This is a genomic window from Enterobacter sp. SA197 (genome assembly GCF_054131575.1).
Genome location: NZ_CP096393.1, coordinates 2,380,466 through 2,396,040, shown reverse-complemented (window position 1 = coordinate 2,396,040; position 15,575 = coordinate 2,380,466). Strand labels below are relative to the sequence as shown.

The 15,575-nt window shown below is 52.5% G+C and carries 16 protein-coding genes and 3 pseudogenes; 11 read left to right on the top strand and 8 right to left on the bottom strand.

All coding sequences use genetic code 11. From position 1 onward, the window contains the following. The first annotated feature begins 340 nt into the window (after nucleotides 1-340). Nucleotides 341-898, top strand: coding sequence for a DcrB/PsbP domain-containing protein (locus M1D91_RS11245; RefSeq protein WP_437432056.1), 558 nt, complete (start codon nucleotides 341-343; stop codon nucleotides 896-898). Between the two features lie 408 nt (nucleotides 899-1,306). Here M1D91_RS11245 and M1D91_RS11240 read toward each other — a convergent pair whose 3' ends face one another. After that, nucleotides 1,307-1,537, bottom strand: a complete 231-nt coding sequence (locus M1D91_RS11240; RefSeq protein ID WP_437432055.1) for a hypothetical protein — start codon at nucleotides 1,535-1,537, stop codon at nucleotides 1,307-1,309. Nucleotides 1,538-1,675: 138 nt separating this feature from the next. Between M1D91_RS11240 and M1D91_RS11235 the strand changes: the two genes are divergently transcribed. Beyond that, complete coding sequence (locus M1D91_RS11235; RefSeq protein ID WP_437432054.1) at nucleotides 1,676-2,182, top strand: GNAT family N-acetyltransferase; 507 nt, start codon at nucleotides 1,676-1,678, stop codon at nucleotides 2,180-2,182. Beyond that, nucleotides 2,170-2,670 (top strand): annotated as a pseudogene (locus M1D91_RS11230) (GrpB family protein); the annotation flags it as partial. The gene M1D91_RS11235 and the pseudogene M1D91_RS11230, both read left to right, overlap by 13 nt. 72 nt (nucleotides 2,671-2,742) lie before the next feature. Here M1D91_RS11230 and M1D91_RS11225 read toward each other — a convergent pair. Continuing rightward, a complete protein-coding gene (locus M1D91_RS11225) occupies nucleotides 2,743-3,468 on the bottom strand; it encodes a hypothetical protein (RefSeq protein WP_437432053.1) in 726 nt (241 codons plus the stop codon). Nucleotides 3,469-3,679: 211 nt separating this feature from the next. Between M1D91_RS11225 and M1D91_RS11220 the strand changes: the two genes are divergently transcribed. Together M1D91_RS11220 and M1D91_RS11215 are read left to right on the top strand one after the other, a co-directional pair. Further along, nucleotides 3,680-4,039, top strand: a complete 360-nt coding sequence (locus tag M1D91_RS11220; protein ID WP_437432052.1) for a DUF1304 domain-containing protein — start codon at nucleotides 3,680-3,682, stop codon at nucleotides 4,037-4,039. Then, a complete protein-coding gene (locus M1D91_RS11215; RefSeq protein WP_437432051.1) occupies nucleotides 4,029-4,814 on the top strand; it encodes a phosphotransferase family protein in 786 nt (261 codons plus the stop codon). Before M1D91_RS11220 ends, M1D91_RS11215 begins: the two co-directional genes overlap by 11 nt. A gap of 91 nt (nucleotides 4,815-4,905) precedes the next feature. On the opposite strand, the gene M1D91_RS11210 is transcribed toward M1D91_RS11215, so the two are convergent. Then, nucleotides 4,906-5,355: a carboxymuconolactone decarboxylase family protein gene (locus M1D91_RS11210; RefSeq protein ID WP_437432050.1), complete on the bottom strand. Its 450-nt coding sequence runs from the start codon at nucleotides 5,353-5,355 to the stop codon at nucleotides 4,906-4,908. A gap of 226 nt (nucleotides 5,356-5,581) precedes the next feature. On the opposite strand from M1D91_RS11210, the gene fos reads away from it, so the two are divergent. Then, nucleotides 5,582-5,980, top strand: a complete 399-nt coding sequence (gene fos / locus M1D91_RS11205; protein WP_437432049.1) for a fosfomycin resistance glutathione transferase — start codon at nucleotides 5,582-5,584, stop codon at nucleotides 5,978-5,980. 100 nt (nucleotides 5,981-6,080) lie between these two features. Here the strand turns inward: fos and M1D91_RS11200 are convergent. Continuing rightward, nucleotides 6,081-6,353 (bottom strand): annotated as a pseudogene (locus M1D91_RS11200) (substrate-binding domain-containing protein); the annotation flags it as partial. Between M1D91_RS11200 and M1D91_RS11195 the strand changes: the two are divergent. Next, nucleotides 6,352-7,410 (top strand): annotated as a pseudogene (locus M1D91_RS11195) (oligosaccharide MFS transporter); the annotation flags it as partial. The pseudogenes M1D91_RS11200 and M1D91_RS11195 overlap by 2 nt on opposite strands. A gap of 42 nt (nucleotides 7,411-7,452) precedes the next feature. Here M1D91_RS11195 and M1D91_RS11190 read toward each other — a convergent pair. Continuing rightward, entirely contained in the window at nucleotides 7,453-8,379 is a 927-nt protein-coding gene (locus M1D91_RS11190) for a LysR family transcriptional regulator (protein WP_437432048.1), read from the bottom strand. Nucleotides 8,380-8,506: 127 nt separating this feature from the next. On the opposite strand from M1D91_RS11190, the gene M1D91_RS11185 reads away from it, so the two are divergent. The 3 genes from M1D91_RS11185 (at nucleotide 8,507) to M1D91_RS11175 (ending at nucleotide 10,940) form a co-directional block, all read left to right on the top strand. Next, nucleotides 8,507-8,770, top strand: coding sequence for a DUF2798 domain-containing protein (locus tag M1D91_RS11185; RefSeq protein ID WP_437432047.1), 264 nt, complete (start codon nucleotides 8,507-8,509; stop codon nucleotides 8,768-8,770). Between the two features lie 197 nt (nucleotides 8,771-8,967). After that, nucleotides 8,968-10,554, top strand: a complete 1,587-nt coding sequence (locus tag M1D91_RS11180) for a sensor domain-containing diguanylate cyclase (protein WP_437432046.1) — start codon at nucleotides 8,968-8,970, stop codon at nucleotides 10,552-10,554. 101 nt (nucleotides 10,555-10,655) lie between these two features. After that, nucleotides 10,656-10,940, top strand: a complete 285-nt coding sequence (locus M1D91_RS11175) for a hypothetical protein (protein ID WP_437432045.1) — start codon at nucleotides 10,656-10,658, stop codon at nucleotides 10,938-10,940. A gap of 105 nt (nucleotides 10,941-11,045) precedes the next feature. On the opposite strand, the gene tcp is transcribed toward M1D91_RS11175, so the two are convergent. The 3 genes from tcp to smrA all read right to left on the bottom strand — a co-directional run bounded on the left by tcp (nucleotide 11,046) and on the right by smrA (nucleotide 14,374). After that, nucleotides 11,046-12,710, bottom strand: coding sequence for a methyl-accepting chemotaxis citrate transducer (gene tcp / locus M1D91_RS11170; RefSeq protein ID WP_437432044.1), 1,665 nt, complete (start codon nucleotides 12,708-12,710; stop codon nucleotides 11,046-11,048). A 131-nt stretch (nucleotides 12,711-12,841) separates the two neighbouring features. Then, a complete protein-coding gene (locus M1D91_RS11165; RefSeq protein WP_437432043.1) occupies nucleotides 12,842-12,970 on the bottom strand; it encodes a hypothetical protein in 129 nt (42 codons plus the stop codon). Nucleotides 12,971-13,810: 840 nt separating this feature from the next. After that, nucleotides 13,811-14,374 carry a DNA endonuclease SmrA gene (gene smrA / locus M1D91_RS11160; RefSeq protein WP_437432042.1) on the bottom strand — a complete coding sequence of 188 codons (564 nt, stop codon included), beginning with the start codon at nucleotides 14,372-14,374 and terminating at the stop codon, nucleotides 13,811-13,813. 540 nt (nucleotides 14,375-14,914) lie between these two features. Between smrA and ogt the strand changes: the two genes are divergently transcribed. Then, complete coding sequence (gene ogt / locus M1D91_RS11155) at nucleotides 14,915-15,430, top strand: methylated-DNA--[protein]-cysteine S-methyltransferase (RefSeq protein ID WP_437432041.1); 516 nt, start codon at nucleotides 14,915-14,917, stop codon at nucleotides 15,428-15,430. The last annotated feature ends 145 nt before the right edge of the window (nucleotides 15,431-15,575 follow it).

Sequence of the window (15,575 nt, the reverse complement as noted above, 5' to 3'; positions counted from 1 at the left end):
AAATCCTAATAAAATCAAGGGAAAAGCTGACCAGGCGAATGTCAGAGATTAAATTAAAGGATGATTTTACCTTTTTTTGCTCCAGCCTCAGGCTCTTGCAAACCGGAATTTCCCCTTATTTTTTGTACGATGAATTTTTTCATCCTGCATACGAAAAAAGAGCTACCTTTATTCATTCTGTCATTATTGGTGCCGCATTTGACTGCACGATAAAACCAGGAAACAGGCGGTAATGCCAGCTTGCAGGCTGGTTAATCAGTAGCGTTGAATATTCACTCTGGGCTCTGATCTTTTACCGCCGGTTCGTTAGTTAAGGAAATAACAACATGAGGAGTTGTCTATGAAATTAAAGAAGTTAGTTAATCTGTCCGCTGCCATTTGCTTTACCGCGGCGCTGGGCTGCACGCTGAATGTCGCTACCGCTGCCGAAACTCAAAAGACAGAACAAGCAGCGTCCAGCAGCGAAACGCTCTCTCTTCTGGGTGGGAAACAGGTATTTACCTTGCAGGGCTATGAAGCCCAGCCTGTTCCTGGCGGCGCGCCTGGAAAAATGTATGTCAATAAACAGGCTAAACGCGTGCTTATTATTGGCGAAGAAGATATTCCGTTGGCTGCCCGCGCTGCCAGTGAAGATGATTTCCTCAATGGCCTGAAATCTATTAAAGACCAGCAGAAGCAATCCTCCCCTGCTTATAACGTTGTCAGTGAAAAAACCGAGAACGCGAAGGGCCTGAAGGTCTACCACATTGAAGCCACCAGCAATATGGATGGTACTGATGTTTATCAGGCCACGCTGATTGCGGTCGCCAACAAAAAATTCACCATTATCCAGGTCATTTCTAACCAGAAAGATAAGCCGGGTCATATCGCTGCTGTAAACAATATCCTCGGTAAGTAAGATTGCGTTGAAGTGGTGAGAGTGGTGCGTTTATGCGCCGGGTGTTCCCCTCACCCTGACCCTCTCCCCGGCTGGGAGAGGGAACCTATTGAGCAGGCCGGGGCGTCCACAGCCGGTCCTCTACTCAAAAGTGCGAGGGAAGCTTTCAGGCAGACTGGAGGCCATTACCTCTCCCCCATTTTTCTGCTTTTATTTTACTGTTACGGTTGCGGGCTGACTGCCCCCCGTACAGCCAGACACAGCTAAACACCATGCCGGACGTACGCAAAGAGACCGATATCAACACCGCTGCTCAGAAACTTAAGGCTATCGCCCAAACCGGGCTAACGTATTGAGAAGATGTATTAGACCGACAAAAAATCAGACCCGGTAGCGTTGCGATCAACCGGGCCTGCTGATGCAAAGGGCTTATGAACTGGCGCTACGCAAAGCGCAGCAGAACACACAGTTACACCCCACGACAGGAATAAGTTTTGCCACCTCGCCGTAATTCACTTTGCCGGAAGGTGCCTGCCCGTTAGCCAGATCATTGCCTGCACTCAGCGCCAGGGCGGCGTGAACAGAGGGTTGAGACACGAAGGCAGCGGTCTGGAACGATGTCGCTAACAGGGCCGCGCCAATAACAGTCAATACTTTCATTTTGTCTTCCACAAGCTATCTCAGAAAATCAATCTAATCCGGGCGAAATCTGAACACCAGATCTGGGGGCTGAAAAACTATGCGCATTTGTTTCAGACTAACCACGCACTGAAAAATAGAAAGCATAACGGGAGAGGTATGAATATTACTGTCTGTGAACCGCAGGAGTATGAAGATCTGGTAGACATTTTTATCGAAATGGAGACCTGGTACAAAAGCGATCTCTGCTTGCAGCCTCACGATATGGCAGCCTATCTCAGGGAGAGCGTCTTCGCGGCTGATAGCGGGACGGAAGTGCACAAAGTTGTCTGTGATGGTGTTATTGCAGCCTTTGCCTGCGTGTCGGTGATGTACCCCTCCCCACGATACAGCGGGCAGATGTTTATCAAAGAGCTTTTTGTTTCTGCGCCCTTCAGACGCAGAGGCATCGGCAGAAAACTGATGAGTTTTATCGCCGGGCGCGCGCAGGCCCGGGGCTGCCTGCAACTGGACTGGCTGTCGGTAGCGGCCGACCCGCTTGCCCAACAGTTTTATCACGCTCTGGGTGCAGACATCATCAGGAGTGTTAATTACCACCGCCTGTACGGGGAAAAGCTGGATACTCTCGCCAGTGAAAACATGGAATACCCGGCATGCGAAAGATAACCGTAGCGGAGTATGACGCGCAGTGGCCCGCCCGCTTCGCTGCCGAAAGTGCCTTGCTGCAGCGTGTATTGGGCAAGGTGATGGTGCGTATCCACCACATCGGCAGCACCTCCGTACCGGGGCTCGCGGCCAAACCGGTGATTGATATCTTGCTGGAGGTGAATGACCTTACTGCGCTGGACGGCCTGAACCCGGCAATGGCAGAGGCCGGTTACAGGGCACGTGGAGAGAATGGCATAGCGGGTCGCAGGTATTTCACCAGGGGCGATAACGCGCGTAGCCATCAGCTCCATGCCTTCGTCACCGGCGATCCGCAAATCAGAAAGCACCTCGCTTTTCGCGATTATCTCAGAAAGAACCGTGATGTGGCCGCCGCCTATGCGCAGCTAAAAAGGGCGGCTGTGCTGGCAGCCGAGGGTGACAGTCAGGGTTACAGCGCGCTTAAGGAAGCGTTTATCGCCCATCATCTTCGGCTGGCGCTGGGGGATGAGAAAAGCACTCCAGAGACCACGCCTTCCTGTTGCGTTGCCAGGGAACACTCTTCGCCACCCGATACCTTATCAGGGGCGCATAAGAGGTTCGATACCGATCCATTTTAGTGTCGGCTGATAACACAGCTTCAGCGGAGGAACACTTATCTTCTGCCCGCCAGCCTCAAGCTCACCGAGGTGAATGGTCCATTTGGTGTTCGCCAGCTGGTTATACACCTTGAAGACTACGTAAGCAGAACCGTAGTCATCATTATTGGTGATACGCGGCACGTTACGATGCACCTCATCACTGTTGATGTCATAAGGCGACGGCCAGGCATGTTTCAAATCATCTTCAGGAAAATCATAGGGAAAAAATGTGGTGCCGGAAAAAATTTCAGGCCGTGCGGCAAGGCGTTGCCCATCACCGAAGTCAATGTATGCCTGACGGCTATCCAGCATGATCGGTACAGGCGGCGCTCCCTTACTTCCCGGACGCGATGGTCGTTGTCGACCTTTGTTATAGGCTATCAGCTGAACATAAAATTCCGGCCGTGCATCAGGCCCTTGTACATGAGGGAGAGTGAATGAAGCGCGTTTAGAAGGAACATATCTACCGGGAATCGCATGATCGTAGAGATAGGTTTCAAGAATGATCTCTTGCTTTCCATCCGGGCCATTAATCGTGAAGGTATGCTCGCTCTCACACAGATCGATATACCCTGGTCGCTCCTTTGGATACGGAATACAACCACTCAGCAATAACGCGAAAATCGTTACCGCCGACCCGCTCAGCAACATCCGGTTTAATGGCATAATAGAATCCCTGAATATCCTCTCCTGTCACGACAGCTTAGGTTAAGGTCGCGCAGGGGTACAACCTACCAGATTTTAAATATCCGCTTTTAGCTCAGGGCGCACCTGCCCCGCCCCTCTCTTTTACCCCTGACTTTACTCGCCATCTATGCCTGGCAGAGGGTACTTATCTATACTGCTTCTCAACGTCCCCTACGCCAGAGGCCAGATTGTGCTCGCCACTATCCTCATCACCCTCGTTGCTCTCATCCACATCTACATACTTATCCTCGAAATGTTTTTGTGGAACACGAAGAGAGGCCGCAAAGCCTTTAACCTGACCGCAGAGTTTGCCCGGCAGACACGTGTGCTGGCGGCGAACCAGGGGTTGTATAACGGGTTTCTGGCGGCGGGGTTGCTCTGGGGATTATGGTTGGGTGAACACGGCACTGCAGTGTGTCTCTTTTTCCTGGTGTGCGTCGTGATTGCCGGTATTTTTGGCGCGGTGACGGCAAGCCGGAAGATACTTTATGTGCAGGCACTGCCAGCACTGGCGGCGCTTCTCACACTGCTGGTTGCGTATGGCAACTGACGATCTCTCCCGGATGGGGGCCTCCCGCGTGGTGCGTGTCCGGGATAAAACCGGGCGACTGAGGATAGAGAAAGCCCCGGTCAGCGAGGTGGAATACTGCTTTTATCAGCACGTCGCCGGTGAGCTTAACCAGGCGGGCATTGCCACCCCAGCGCTGATATCCGCCGATGCTGCCCGTCGCGCGCTGATACTGGAGTATATTCCGCACCCGGTGAGCCAGGCCGATGTGACAGCAGATGACATACTGCTCATGCTGGGTCAGCTGCACCGCTTTCCTGCCCGCGCTGAGTGGGTGTTTCATCAACATCAGTGGTCAGAATCGGCCCTGGAGAAAACCCTGGCGCTACTGTCGCTATCTCAACAGTCCGCGCAACAGCTACGGCGTTTTCAACGCTGTAGCGAGGTGTTGTTCTTCCCGAAGCGCCTGATTTCAGGGGACACTAACGCGGGCAACTGGGGAAAGAGAGCGAACGGCGGGTATGTGCTTTTCGACTGGGAGCGCTTTGGCCAGGGCAGTCCGGCGATTGATCTGGCTCCCCTGATAAAAGGTATGGGCAGGCAACAGGAGTTTGAAGCGCTGGCCGCACGTTATCAGCGGTTTTCCTCTGATAAGGAGAAGCATCTCGCCAGAGAAATCGCGATTGCCAAAGCCTGGATCGTAAGTGAGGTCGTCACTCTGCTTGAGGAGCGGCAGAAAAGCGACCTCTCCCGTTACCTCAGCTGGTACAGAGAGCACCTTCCTGCCTGGCTTAATAAGACGGGTAGTATGCTTTAGTTTCAATCAGGCAGAGAGAGTGAAGCAAAAGACAACATTCCCGCCAGCAAGGAACTACGCTCTCCCTCACTGGCACACGCCAGAGGTTACTTCACGCTTTGGCGAGCGGCTTCATCCTGAAGCTTATCCCCATTCGGTTAAGGGCGTTCATAGTAGCAATGACAATGGTCAGTTCGACGAGCGCTTTCTCGCCAAAAACGGCAAGCGCGGCAGAGTAGGCTTCGTCGCTGGCATGCGTTTCGCTGACACGGGTGACCTCTTCCGACCAGGCCAGCGCAGCCTGTTCCTGCTCAGTGAAAAGATAGCGTGCCTCTTCCCAGACCGGGATCAGGACCATCTTTTCAACAGACATACCGTGCCTGAGCAGATCGCGGGTGTGAATATCAATACAGTGCGCACAGCCATTGATCTGCGAAACTCTTAAAAACACCAGATGGATTAACGTTTCAGGTAAGGCTGTTGCGGTCGTGGCGTAATGATGAAGTGCACCAAGAGATTTTGCTCCCTCGGTAGAGACGTGAAACCAGTTTGGGCGATTCATGGGTGTCTTTCCTGGAAAAGTATGGGCGAAGATGAGTCAGTACCGGGTCGCCAGCTTCTCGCGGGCTATGCGTACAACACGTAACCAATACCCAGTGACAGGGATGTGATAATACCCCGTGGGGACCTGCAAAAAAGGGTCAAAAAACGTTTTAAAAGGTAGGACAACAAAAGAGAGAAATAACGGGGAAATTATCCGCCCTGCCCACAATCCTGAAGAGGCGCTTATGCTTACCGGACTGAACCACATCACACTTGCCGTTAATGATGTATCGAGAAGTTTTGATTTTTATGTCAACACGCTGGGCTTTTCACCAAAAGCCAGATGGGCACGGGGCGCCTACCTCACACTGGATAACCTGTGGTTATGCCTGTCTGCGGACAGCGTAGTGCCTGGTGAGGATTACACGCATGTCGCGTTCAACGTGGAGTCGGATGACTTCGAGAGGGTTGTGCAGCATTTGAAATCGGCAGGCGTAATAGAATGGAAAACGAACCGGAGCGAGGGGAAATCGCTCTATTTTCTCGACCCCGACGGGCACAAACTGGAGATTCATGACGGTGATTTAACGAGTCGCCTTCGCGCCTGCCGGGAAAAACCCTACGACGAGATGACGTTTTTCTGAAAACGTCATCACTGCCGGTCGCGGGAGGGATGCGTTCCCCTGCTGCCGATTGCAGATACGCCTGCGCGGGGGCATGTTGTCTGCGTTGCGCAAGTTGTATTCACAACTTCTCCACCAGCGTTTTCAGCGTGCTGATTAGCTGCACTTTTTCATCGCCAGCATCGTTTTGCAGCGGCCAGGTTGACTGGCGCAGGATTAACCGGGTGGGAAGAAGCTCACGGACTCGCATCTGCGGCGCGGCAATCTGCTGGATGAGCAACTCCACGGCGCGTTTACCGAGCTTGTTGAAATCCTGCGCCACTGTGGTGAGCGGTGGCTGAAAATAGAGGCTGTCTGCGGTGTCATCATAACCGGTCACCGACACCGCCAGGCTCATTTCCGATAAACTCGGCCTGCGCAAACATCTGCTGTGGACCATTACGGTATTACTGATTTTGTTTGCGCCCTTCTTTATTTTTGTATTGTCGCCGCTGTTACAGATGAATATTTTCATCGGCGCACTGGCAGGTGGCATCTACCTTGGCATTGTCTTCTCCAGCGGTTCCGGCGCAGTAGAAGCTTATATAGAGCGCGTGAGCCGTGCCAACCGGTTTGAATATGGCAAAGTCCGCGTATCAGGCTGTGTGGGCTGGGCGTTATGCGCTTCCATCACCGGGATTTTATTTGGCATCGACCCCAATATAACTTTCTGGATAGCTTCCGGTTTCGCGCTGGTCCTTGGCGTATTGTTGTGGGTTTCAAAACCGGAAGGCAGCAGCAGCGCAGAGGTTATCGATGCGCTGGGTGCCAATCGTCAGGCCTTTTCTATGCGAACTGCCGCCGAGCTACTGCGTATGCCCCGCTTCTGGGGGTTTATTGTCTATGTGGTGGGGGTCGCCAGCGTTTATGACGTCTTTGATCAGCAGTTTGCTAACTTCTTTAAAGGGTTCTTTTCCAGTCCGCAGCGCGGGACCGAGGTGTTTGGCTTCGTGACCACGGGGGGCGAATTACTCAACGCCACCATCATGTTCTTTGCTCCGGCTATTGTTAACCGCATCGGGGCGAAAAACGCTCTGCTGGCCGCCGGCGTGATTATGTCTGCCCGTATTCTGGGTTCCTCTTTTGCCTCCTCTGCGGTGGAAGTGATTATCTTAAAAATGCTGCATATGTTTGAACTGCCGTTCCTGCTGGTCGGCACCTTTAAATATATCTCCTCTGCTTTTAACCCGAAATTGTCGGCCACGCTGTTTTTGATTGGCTTTAATTTGTCAAAACAGCTTTCGGGGGTGGTGCTCTCAGCATGGGTAGGACGAATGTACGATACCGTTGGCTTCCATCAGGCTTATCTGGTCCTGGGCTGTATTACGCTGAGCTTTACAGTGCTCTCCTTGTTTACCCTGAAAGGGAGTAAAACCCTGCTTCCGGCGAGCGGCTATAACAGCGCCGCCTGAAAGGAGCAGCCCGCCGCCTGGCGGGCTGGTTTCCGGCAGGGATCAGGCACGCGTTGCCTTTCCGTCTTTTACCGCCGTTTCTAAAAACGCTATAAACGCTCTGACCCTGGCATTCAGCGCTGAACGTTCGCTGACGCAGGCATAGATAGTCATGGGTAACGACTGTGGATCATTATCATCGCCCTGGCCGTGGCAAAACAGAGGAGTTAGTAGCCCGCGCGCAATCAATGGCCGGGCGACAAAATCCGCAAGCCGGGCAATTCCTCCGCCGTTAACGGCTATTTTGGCAATGATATCAATGTCATCACTGATAAATTTAGGATTGAGCTTCGCGCTGACTGCCTCCCCCTTTACCCGAAAGGTCCAGGGAAGAAAACGACCGTCAGTAGGATAGCGAAACACCAGGCAGGCATGCTGACTGAGTTCATCGGGGCTCACTGGCGTGCCCGCACGTTCAAGGTAGGCCGGCGCGGCACAAAAGATAAAAGGGAGCGATGCTATTTTTCTGGCGATCAGCTGATCGTTGAGTTGCGCCTCGATGCGGATACTGACATCCACTCCTTCCAGACGGTGGTCTACGTTTCGGTCTGTCGCCATGATCTCAATGTCGATACAGGGAAAATCGGCATTAAACGCGGGCATCAGAGGGGCAAGGACGTACCGACCAAACGCCGCCGTGGTGGCAATTCGCAGCGGGCCCTGCGGCGTGGTCTCCATCGCGGCAGCCTGAGCAGCAAGCTCAATGTCCTGCGGAATATGCCTGACTTTCTCGAAATAACGTTTCCCGTTTTCAGTCAGGGTCATGCTGCGCGTGGTGCGTGACAGCAGGCGCACACCCAGCTGGGTTTCCAGCCGCGACAGGCCCTGGCTTACCGCCGCCGGACTGGTACCTTTGGCCCGCGCTGCCGCTGCAATACTCCCGTTTTCCACCACCCGTATAAAATTACTTATCAGCCCCAATACATCCATTTCTGCCTCTGTGCATAATTCTTCACTTTTTCTTAACAATGATTAAAGCATACCCGCACTACACCTGTCCCGTTTCGCCTGGTAGGGTAGCGGCTCCCGAAATCAATTTTGTTAATACGGAAACACGATGACCAAAGCTATTGCCCGACCCACGCCGCGCCTGCGCTTTCCGAAACATGCCTCACCCTGGATCTTTGCGCTTTACATGGCGACTATCATGGCTTTTCTCATGAGCCTGGTGATTACGATGGCGGAATTTGGCGTTGGGCCCGATTACATGGAAAATGTGATGAATGCCTACCGGGTAGCCATGCCCGCGGCCTTTGTTTGTATCCTCATTATACGTCCACTGGTTATGCGTCTGGTGGGACTGACGGTTCACGGGGAGTGAGTCGGATTTCCCGGCGCAGATAACACTATAAATGGCGGCATTTCCCGGTGAATGCCGTTTTAATAAGATAAAGATCATCCTCTTTTCAGGGCTTCATCCTGAGGTTAAGCCTTTCTTTGCCCTCAATGCGGCTTATGGATATATTCTGCGCAACATACTGGTAAAATGCCGCCACCTTTATCCTCGGCCCTGAGCACATGTTTAACAGGACATACCGTCTTCGGACTCTTATGCTGGCCCTCTCCGTTGGAGGGATCCTGCTGACGTCAATGTTACTTCTGGGTGCACTCACCCTCTTTCAGACAGGCAACATCGAAGAGAGTCTGCTTGAGAGTAACATCGCCTACGCCCGAAAACTTGCCGATACCACCGACCATTACCTGGCCACCGCAAAACGGGAACTGGCCTACAGTGCCAGCCTTATTAAAAGCGTTGAAGACACAAAACGGCTTAAGTATGAAACTGACCGACTGCGTTTACAGTCCGGCTTCTTTAACTCCGTGGCCGTGGTATCGGCGGGTGCCATGATTGTTGCGACCTCGCCTGAAAGTCCGTCGCTGACCGGACGGCGGCTCACCTCGGTGCCAAACCAGCAAGCGTTAAATAAAAAGCAGCCTTTTATTTCCGCCCCCTTTGTCTCGGCAGCCGGAAACTATCTCGTCTTTCTCTCGCAGCCGCTCTTTTCAGTGGAAGGAAAGTATATCGGCTATCTGGGCGGCACCCTTCATCTCAAGAAACAGAGCATGCTCAGTGAGATCCTGGGCCAGCACTTTTATGACAACCAAACCCAAATAAGCGTCGTCACCGGCGAGGGGCGTATTATCTTCAGTCATGATCCCACACTTGTGGGTACGACGCTTTCTGCGGAACCGGCGCTCATGGAGAGCGTCGTTCATGCCCGCAGTGGGGGGGTCATTGACAGAAATAACGTGGCGGCTGATCTGATAGGATTTGCCAGCCTTAATCAGGCCGACTGGCACGTTCTGATTGCCGGGACCTCCGAAAGTGTGTCGACAATTCTGCTGCGCAGCGCCATCAACGCGGGATGGTTCATTCTCGCTATCATCGCCCTGACCGTGGCGATTGTGACCTATTTTGCCGCGCGTCTGTCCGCTCCTCTCGAAAAGCTGGCGAAATTTACCCGAACCAACGACAGCGAGAGCGCACTGAGGCAGCTCAACCGGCTTCGGCCAGGGTACGATGAGGCAGAACGGCTTCGTGAGGCGGTCAGTCATCATCTCCAGCGCATGACCAGACGGGTAAACAAGCTCAGCGATGAAGCCATGAAGGATCCTCTTACCGGGCTCTTCAATCGCAAGGGGTTTCGTTTACGGGTCAGTGAGCATCGCGATGCCAGGCAGCATTGCGTGATTGCTATCGATATCGACTATTTCAAGAAAATCAATGACCGCTATGGTCACGATGGCGGCGATGCGGTGCTTATCGCGCTCGGAAAAAAATTGCGTCACTGTTCCCGCGACGCCGATATTGTATGCCGCGCCGGGGGAGAAGAATTTATTATTTTTTTGCCAGAAACCAGCCGGGAGGTCGCCGCTTCTGTCGCAGAGCAGATCCGCGACTCGGTTGAAAGTGCGACATTCCCCCCTGCCGGGCACGTCACCCTCTGCGCCGGGGTGGCTGCACTCAGTGATTGTGATAACGATCTTACTCTGGCATTGCGCCGGGCCGACCTGGCCCTTTATGAGGCCAAAAAAGCCGGGAGGAACGCTGTCATCATCAGCACCCCGGCAGGGATGACAGGGGTGGTGCAGTATGAATCGTAACGGCACAGAAAGGTTTAAGATAAGTATTAACGGTGCCGCTATACAGCTGAAGCTAAAGCCTTATATAGTAAAGCTTCTCGCCTTACTTTAAGGATCCTCTCATGCCCGATTACCATTTTTATAAAAAAGGGAAACATGTCGTCGCTGTTAAAGGTTCAGACGCAGCTGCTGCATCAGGACTGACGCAGCAAGGGTATGAAAAGCAGTTTGAAGAAATCGATGCTGTTAACAGCGAACGCGCGCTGGCGCGTTTTTCCGATATACGCCGGGATAAGCAAACGGATCATCACAATTTTATGGCCGGTGCTATCGCGATGCCGTTAATCGGCGTGTTAACCGCAGTGGCGAATAAAGTGATCCGCAAAAAATCACCGCCAGAGGTATAAGACGCGGGTTGACCAGACGCAACGCAACCGCGCTCCTGCGCCCTTCCAGGCTTTCCTCAATGGATAACGACGCCGGCAGGCATACTCCCTGCCGGCAGTGATGACTCAGAAGGTTTCCCAGTTACTGTCGCTTGCCGCAGGCGCTGGGGTGGCGAGTGCCACACGCGGTGCCTGAACCGGTTTACCGGGTTTGGTTTGCAGTACGCCTGCGCCATTGTTTACACGAAACACCGCCACCGCCTGGCGCAGTTGTTCAGCCTGCTCTTCCAGGGCGGCAGAAGCTGCTGCGGACTCCTGTACCAGCGAGGCGTTCTGTTGCGTAACGCTGTCCATCTGTGAAACCGCAAGACTCACCTGCTCAATCCCTTTGCTCTGTTCGTCGGACGCCGAAGCAATTTCACCCATGATATCGGTCACGCGGGTAACGGCGTTCACAATCTCTTTCATGGTATCGCCCGCTTCCGCCACAAGCGTTGTACCGGAGTTGACGCGGTTAACTGAGTTCTCAATCAGGGTTTTGATCTCTTTTGCAGCCTGCGCACTGCGACTGGCGAGGGAACGAACTTCGCCTGCCACCACGGCAAACCCACGTCCCTGCTCACCGGCACGCGCCGCTTCAACGGCGGCGTTCAGCGCCAGGATATTGGTCTGAAACGCAATACCGTCGATAACGCTTGTGATCTGCGCAATCTGCTGGGAGCTGCTGGAGATTTCACTCATGGTACGCACCACATCACTCACTACTTCACCGCCGCGGGCAGCCGTATCGGAAGCATTTTTGGCAAGATGTGAAGCCTGACGGGCGTTGTCGGTGTTCTGTTTTACCGTGGCGGTCAGCTGTTCCATGCTGGCAGCGGTCTCTTCAAGCGAAGCTGCTTGCTGCTCGGTGCGGGAAGAGAGGTCATTGTTACCGGTGGAAATTTCGCTCGCACCGGTGTAAATGGAATCGGAGCTGTTGCGTACCGCGCTCACCGTATTGACCAGAGAGTGCTGCATGTCGTGAAGGCCGGCAGCCAGTTGGCTCATCTCGTTGCGTCCTTCCGCGGAGATGGTCTGCGTTAAATCGCCGCCAGCGATAGCCCGGATATGCCCCATTACGCTGTGCAGCGGTTTAAGCAACAGATGTTGCAGACCCAGCCAGATGACGGTCATGACCGCAATCACCACCAGCAGTATCACCCCCAGCGTCCACTGCATGCTGGTGAAACTGCTCTGGTTTTCCTGCGCGGCGGCCTGCAGGAAGGTATTGTTCTCCGTACGCCATTTTGTGTAGCTGGCATCCATCTCATCCTGGGCCTGCTGCGCATCTAAGTTACCGTAGGCCTCATAGTTGTTGGCACGCAGGAAAGTGATAGATTGCTGGAGCACATCATGCATTTTGGTAATTTTCTGCGCGACATCGTCCGACAGCGCAGCATCCTGGCCCGCTACGCGCGGCGTACTTTTATAATTGTTGAAGTAGCCTTCCGCACTGACCAGTGATTCCGAGGCAGCGGTCAGCAGTTTTTCGATACTCGCCAGGGAGGCCGGATCGCGTTGGTTTTTCAGAAAGCGGATGGCCACGCGGGTAACGGTCACACGCGTTTTGATGAGCGTATTAACGCTGTCGCCCAGATTTTCCTGCTGCGCACTGAGCACGCCGGTGTTCTGAAAATTTACTCTGTCATTGTTCACCGCAGAGTAAAAGAGTCCCCCGGTAACCAGTTGCAGAAGACAAAAGACCGACAGCGCGATAATGATGCCGGTAATAACCCGTATATTTTTGAGCATAACCTTAGTCCGTGGGAGAGTAGAAATTGCTCAATATGTATCGTCACGGCGGCCATTAACTTTACGATAACTTTGCAGGAACAAACCGTAGCTCACAAACGGCAGAGGGGCTTGCTAAGCCCACCTTTACCTTAAAATCCGCTTTCCCGAATTCTCAATACAGCAATGCGTCGCCAGAGACGCGTAAACCGTGATGCCGCTTTACCGTCAACCACCACCACGCCACGTAACGGTTGATTCGGCGCGCGGTGGATATCCATTACCACCATCATCTGCAACGACGATTGCTACGACCGTTGCGGCCACTGCACCGTAAAATAACAGAAGTGGCTTTAATGACCAGGCCAACGTTTCAGCGAAATCTGAATGATTGTTTAGCACAGCATCATTATGCCCAGATGCGGCTTTATTACGGGCAGAATGTAATCAGGCACGCCATAACAATATTTTTCCTTCGTCGAGATATATCGTGGTGAGTAAGGTGTCAGTCCGGCGTTAACCGGGAAGCGTTGTTCTCTGCTATTTATAGGGATACGACACTGCCACACCTTTTATCAAAAAACCTTTTGAAACAGAAACAGAAACAGAAACAGAAACAGAAACAGAAACAGAAACAGAAACAGAAATGTTACAGCATTTTTATTCCTTCAGAATAGGCCTGTTATTTACAAGGGATATATTTTAGTTAAGCAATGAAATGAGTTTATTTGCCTGTATAAGAAGCTCTGCTAATGCTTTTTTGAACCGCATTTACCCTTTAATACCTCATTTGAAAACGCTGATCGCTGTTGGTCAGGCGCAACGATTTGACCTACCAGGATTGGTAGGTCAATACGTTGTCCTGCATTGACCGTGTAAACCTGATGCCGCGAAGGTCACAAAAACATCATAAGGGTGGACAGCAAAGCAACGGGCGCATTCATTCACCCCTTCACCGTCGGTATCCACATGGTTATCCCCCGTTTCTGTGGATAACCCTGTCACTTTGTCTCGCTGGCGCGAAATCAGGTAGAGGCCAGGTGACGGCCTCAGGCACTGACGGCCAGGGTGCTCTGAGAACAGGCGATGAGGCAGTGGAAAAGCTAAAAAAATAGCCGCATTCAGCGGCTACGTTTAGCATGTCGTTCCCAGTTTTCCTGTTTTGCCTGCTCAGATTTACGCAGCGCAACATAGCAGGCACCACTTCCGCCCTGATGCGCCTGGGCCACGCAAAATGCCTGCACCTCATCAAATTCTGGTAACCAGCGCGCAAGATAACTGCGAATGATGTTGGCATGGGAGCGCTCCTCGCGCCCTTTTCCATGAATAATCAGCACGTTTCGAAGCCCATCCTGACTTGCCTGATGCATAAAGCTAAAGAGTCGCTGACGGCACTGCTCTACGGGCTGGCGAAGCAGGCTCAATGTGGCCTGCTGCATATATTTTCCCGAGCGCAGCTTATCAACCACCCCCTGCTGAACCCCCTCGCGTTTGAATTCCAGCGGGGTCGCTAAGGGGAGAACGTCGAGAAAACCGGTCGTCAAAAAATTATCAAGTTGCAGCGTATCGATTTTCGTCGGTGTGCGGGTTTTACGTCCCGGTTGCCAGTGGACATCCGCACAGCTTTTCAGTGGCTGGACATCCTCCATGGCGTCAAGGAACAACGATTTGTCGTCAGGTTTCATGGTCAGTCCTCTCGCTACCTCTGAGCAGATACTATAGCGGGCGCGTCAAGGACTCACAACGCAAGCGTTCCGTATGCTGAAGATAATAATGCAGCTACGGTTCCGACGGCGACGCGTAATAGCCCCTACCCCTTTCGTGTTATTTAATCTCACTTAACTTCGGGTTAACTGTCATTAATATACTGATATAAAGGTTAACAATCGTGAAACCTATCACTAATTCGACTGGAAATAGTTTATGGGTGCGCTATAACTATATTATCAAGGTAAGGATGTAACTCACAAAAATAATCGAACGGATGCGCTGCTGTGTGCACTATAGAGCCTGACGATGTCGGCGGGCTCTATTTTTTTATATTTTATTTCTTAAAAAGAACTCCTTTTAATTTTTATAAACCAATATTAAAGAAATTAGATTAGCGCGCTGATAATTCGTAATAAATATATCAAATAACTCCCTTTTGAGGTATAGTGCGTGCCCGCTAATCATGCTAGATTTCCCGCGGGTGTGTTCCCGGATAGCGCTTAAAAGGATGCGAGATGCTGACCCTCCTCGAAGATAAAATCGATACGCCGCTTGGCCCGTTGTGGATTATCTGCGACGAAACCTTTCACCTGCGCGCTGTGGAGTGGGAAGAGCACAGCGACCGTATGGATCAACTGCTGAATATCCACTATCGCCGTGAAGGCTACCAGCGCGTAACCAGCCGCAATCCCGGCGGCCTTAGCCAGAAACTGCAGGATTACTTCGATGGCGATGTCGCGGTAATTGACACGTTACCTACTGCCACCGCCGGTACCCCGTTTCAGCGAGAGGTATGGAAAGCGCTGCGCAGCATCCCCTGCGGGCAGGTTTTGCATTACGGGCACCTGGCGGAAATGTTAGGCCGAAGCGGTGCCGCCCGTGCAGTAGGGGCAGCCAATGGTTCCAATCCGGTCAGTATCGTGGTTCCTTGTCATCGGGTTATCGGGCGCAACGGCACCCTGACCGGCTATGCCGGCGGCGTGCAGCGTAAAGAGTGGCTTTTGCGTCATGAAGGCTATTTGCTATTGTAGGAACAGGCGCCATTTAGTGCGTTTAATCGTGCCGTTCGCTATCTAAATCCCCACTAAAACTCTGGAATATCAAGAGGATGCTGAACGGCGCACCTTTCATGTTTCCAATAACCGTTTTAATTCTACTGAATTGAGGTTTCGCCAG

Coding starts and splice junctions, on each gene's coding strand:
- M1D91_RS11245 (WP_437432056.1), top strand. CDS start 341: ATGAAATTAAAGAAGTTAGTTAATCTGTCCGCTGCCATTTGCTTTACC.
- M1D91_RS11240 (WP_437432055.1), bottom strand. CDS start 1,537: ATGAAAGTATTGACTGTTATTGGCGCGGCCCTGTTAGCGACATCGTTC.
- M1D91_RS11235 (WP_437432054.1), top strand. CDS start 1,676: ATGAATATTACTGTCTGTGAACCGCAGGAGTATGAAGATCTGGTAGAC.
- M1D91_RS11225 (WP_437432053.1), bottom strand. CDS start 3,468: ATGCCATTAAACCGGATGTTGCTGAGCGGGTCGGCGGTAACGATTTTC.
- M1D91_RS11215 (WP_437432051.1), top strand. CDS start 4,029: ATGGCAACTGACGATCTCTCCCGGATGGGGGCCTCCCGCGTGGTGCGT.
- M1D91_RS11210 (WP_437432050.1), bottom strand. CDS start 5,355: ATGAATCGCCCAAACTGGTTTCACGTCTCTACCGAGGGAGCAAAATCT.
- fos (WP_437432049.1), top strand. CDS start 5,582: ATGCTTACCGGACTGAACCACATCACACTTGCCGTTAATGATGTATCG.
- M1D91_RS11190 (WP_437432048.1), bottom strand. CDS start 8,379: ATGGATGTATTGGGGCTGATAAGTAATTTTATACGGGTGGTGGAAAAC.
- M1D91_RS11185 (WP_437432047.1), top strand. CDS start 8,507: ATGACCAAAGCTATTGCCCGACCCACGCCGCGCCTGCGCTTTCCGAAA.
- M1D91_RS11180 (WP_437432046.1), top strand. CDS start 8,968: ATGTTTAACAGGACATACCGTCTTCGGACTCTTATGCTGGCCCTCTCC.
- M1D91_RS11175 (WP_437432045.1), top strand. CDS start 10,656: ATGCCCGATTACCATTTTTATAAAAAAGGGAAACATGTCGTCGCTGTT.
- tcp (WP_437432044.1), bottom strand. CDS start 12,710: ATGCTCAAAAATATACGGGTTATTACCGGCATCATTATCGCGCTGTCG.
- M1D91_RS11165 (WP_437432043.1), bottom strand. CDS start 12,970: ATGGATATCCACCGCGCGCCGAATCAACCGTTACGTGGCGTGGTGGTG.
- smrA (WP_437432042.1), bottom strand. CDS start 14,374: ATGAAACCTGACGACAAATCGTTGTTCCTTGACGCCATGGAGGATGTC.
- ogt (WP_437432041.1), top strand. CDS start 14,915: ATGCTGACCCTCCTCGAAGATAAAATCGATACGCCGCTTGGCCCGTTG.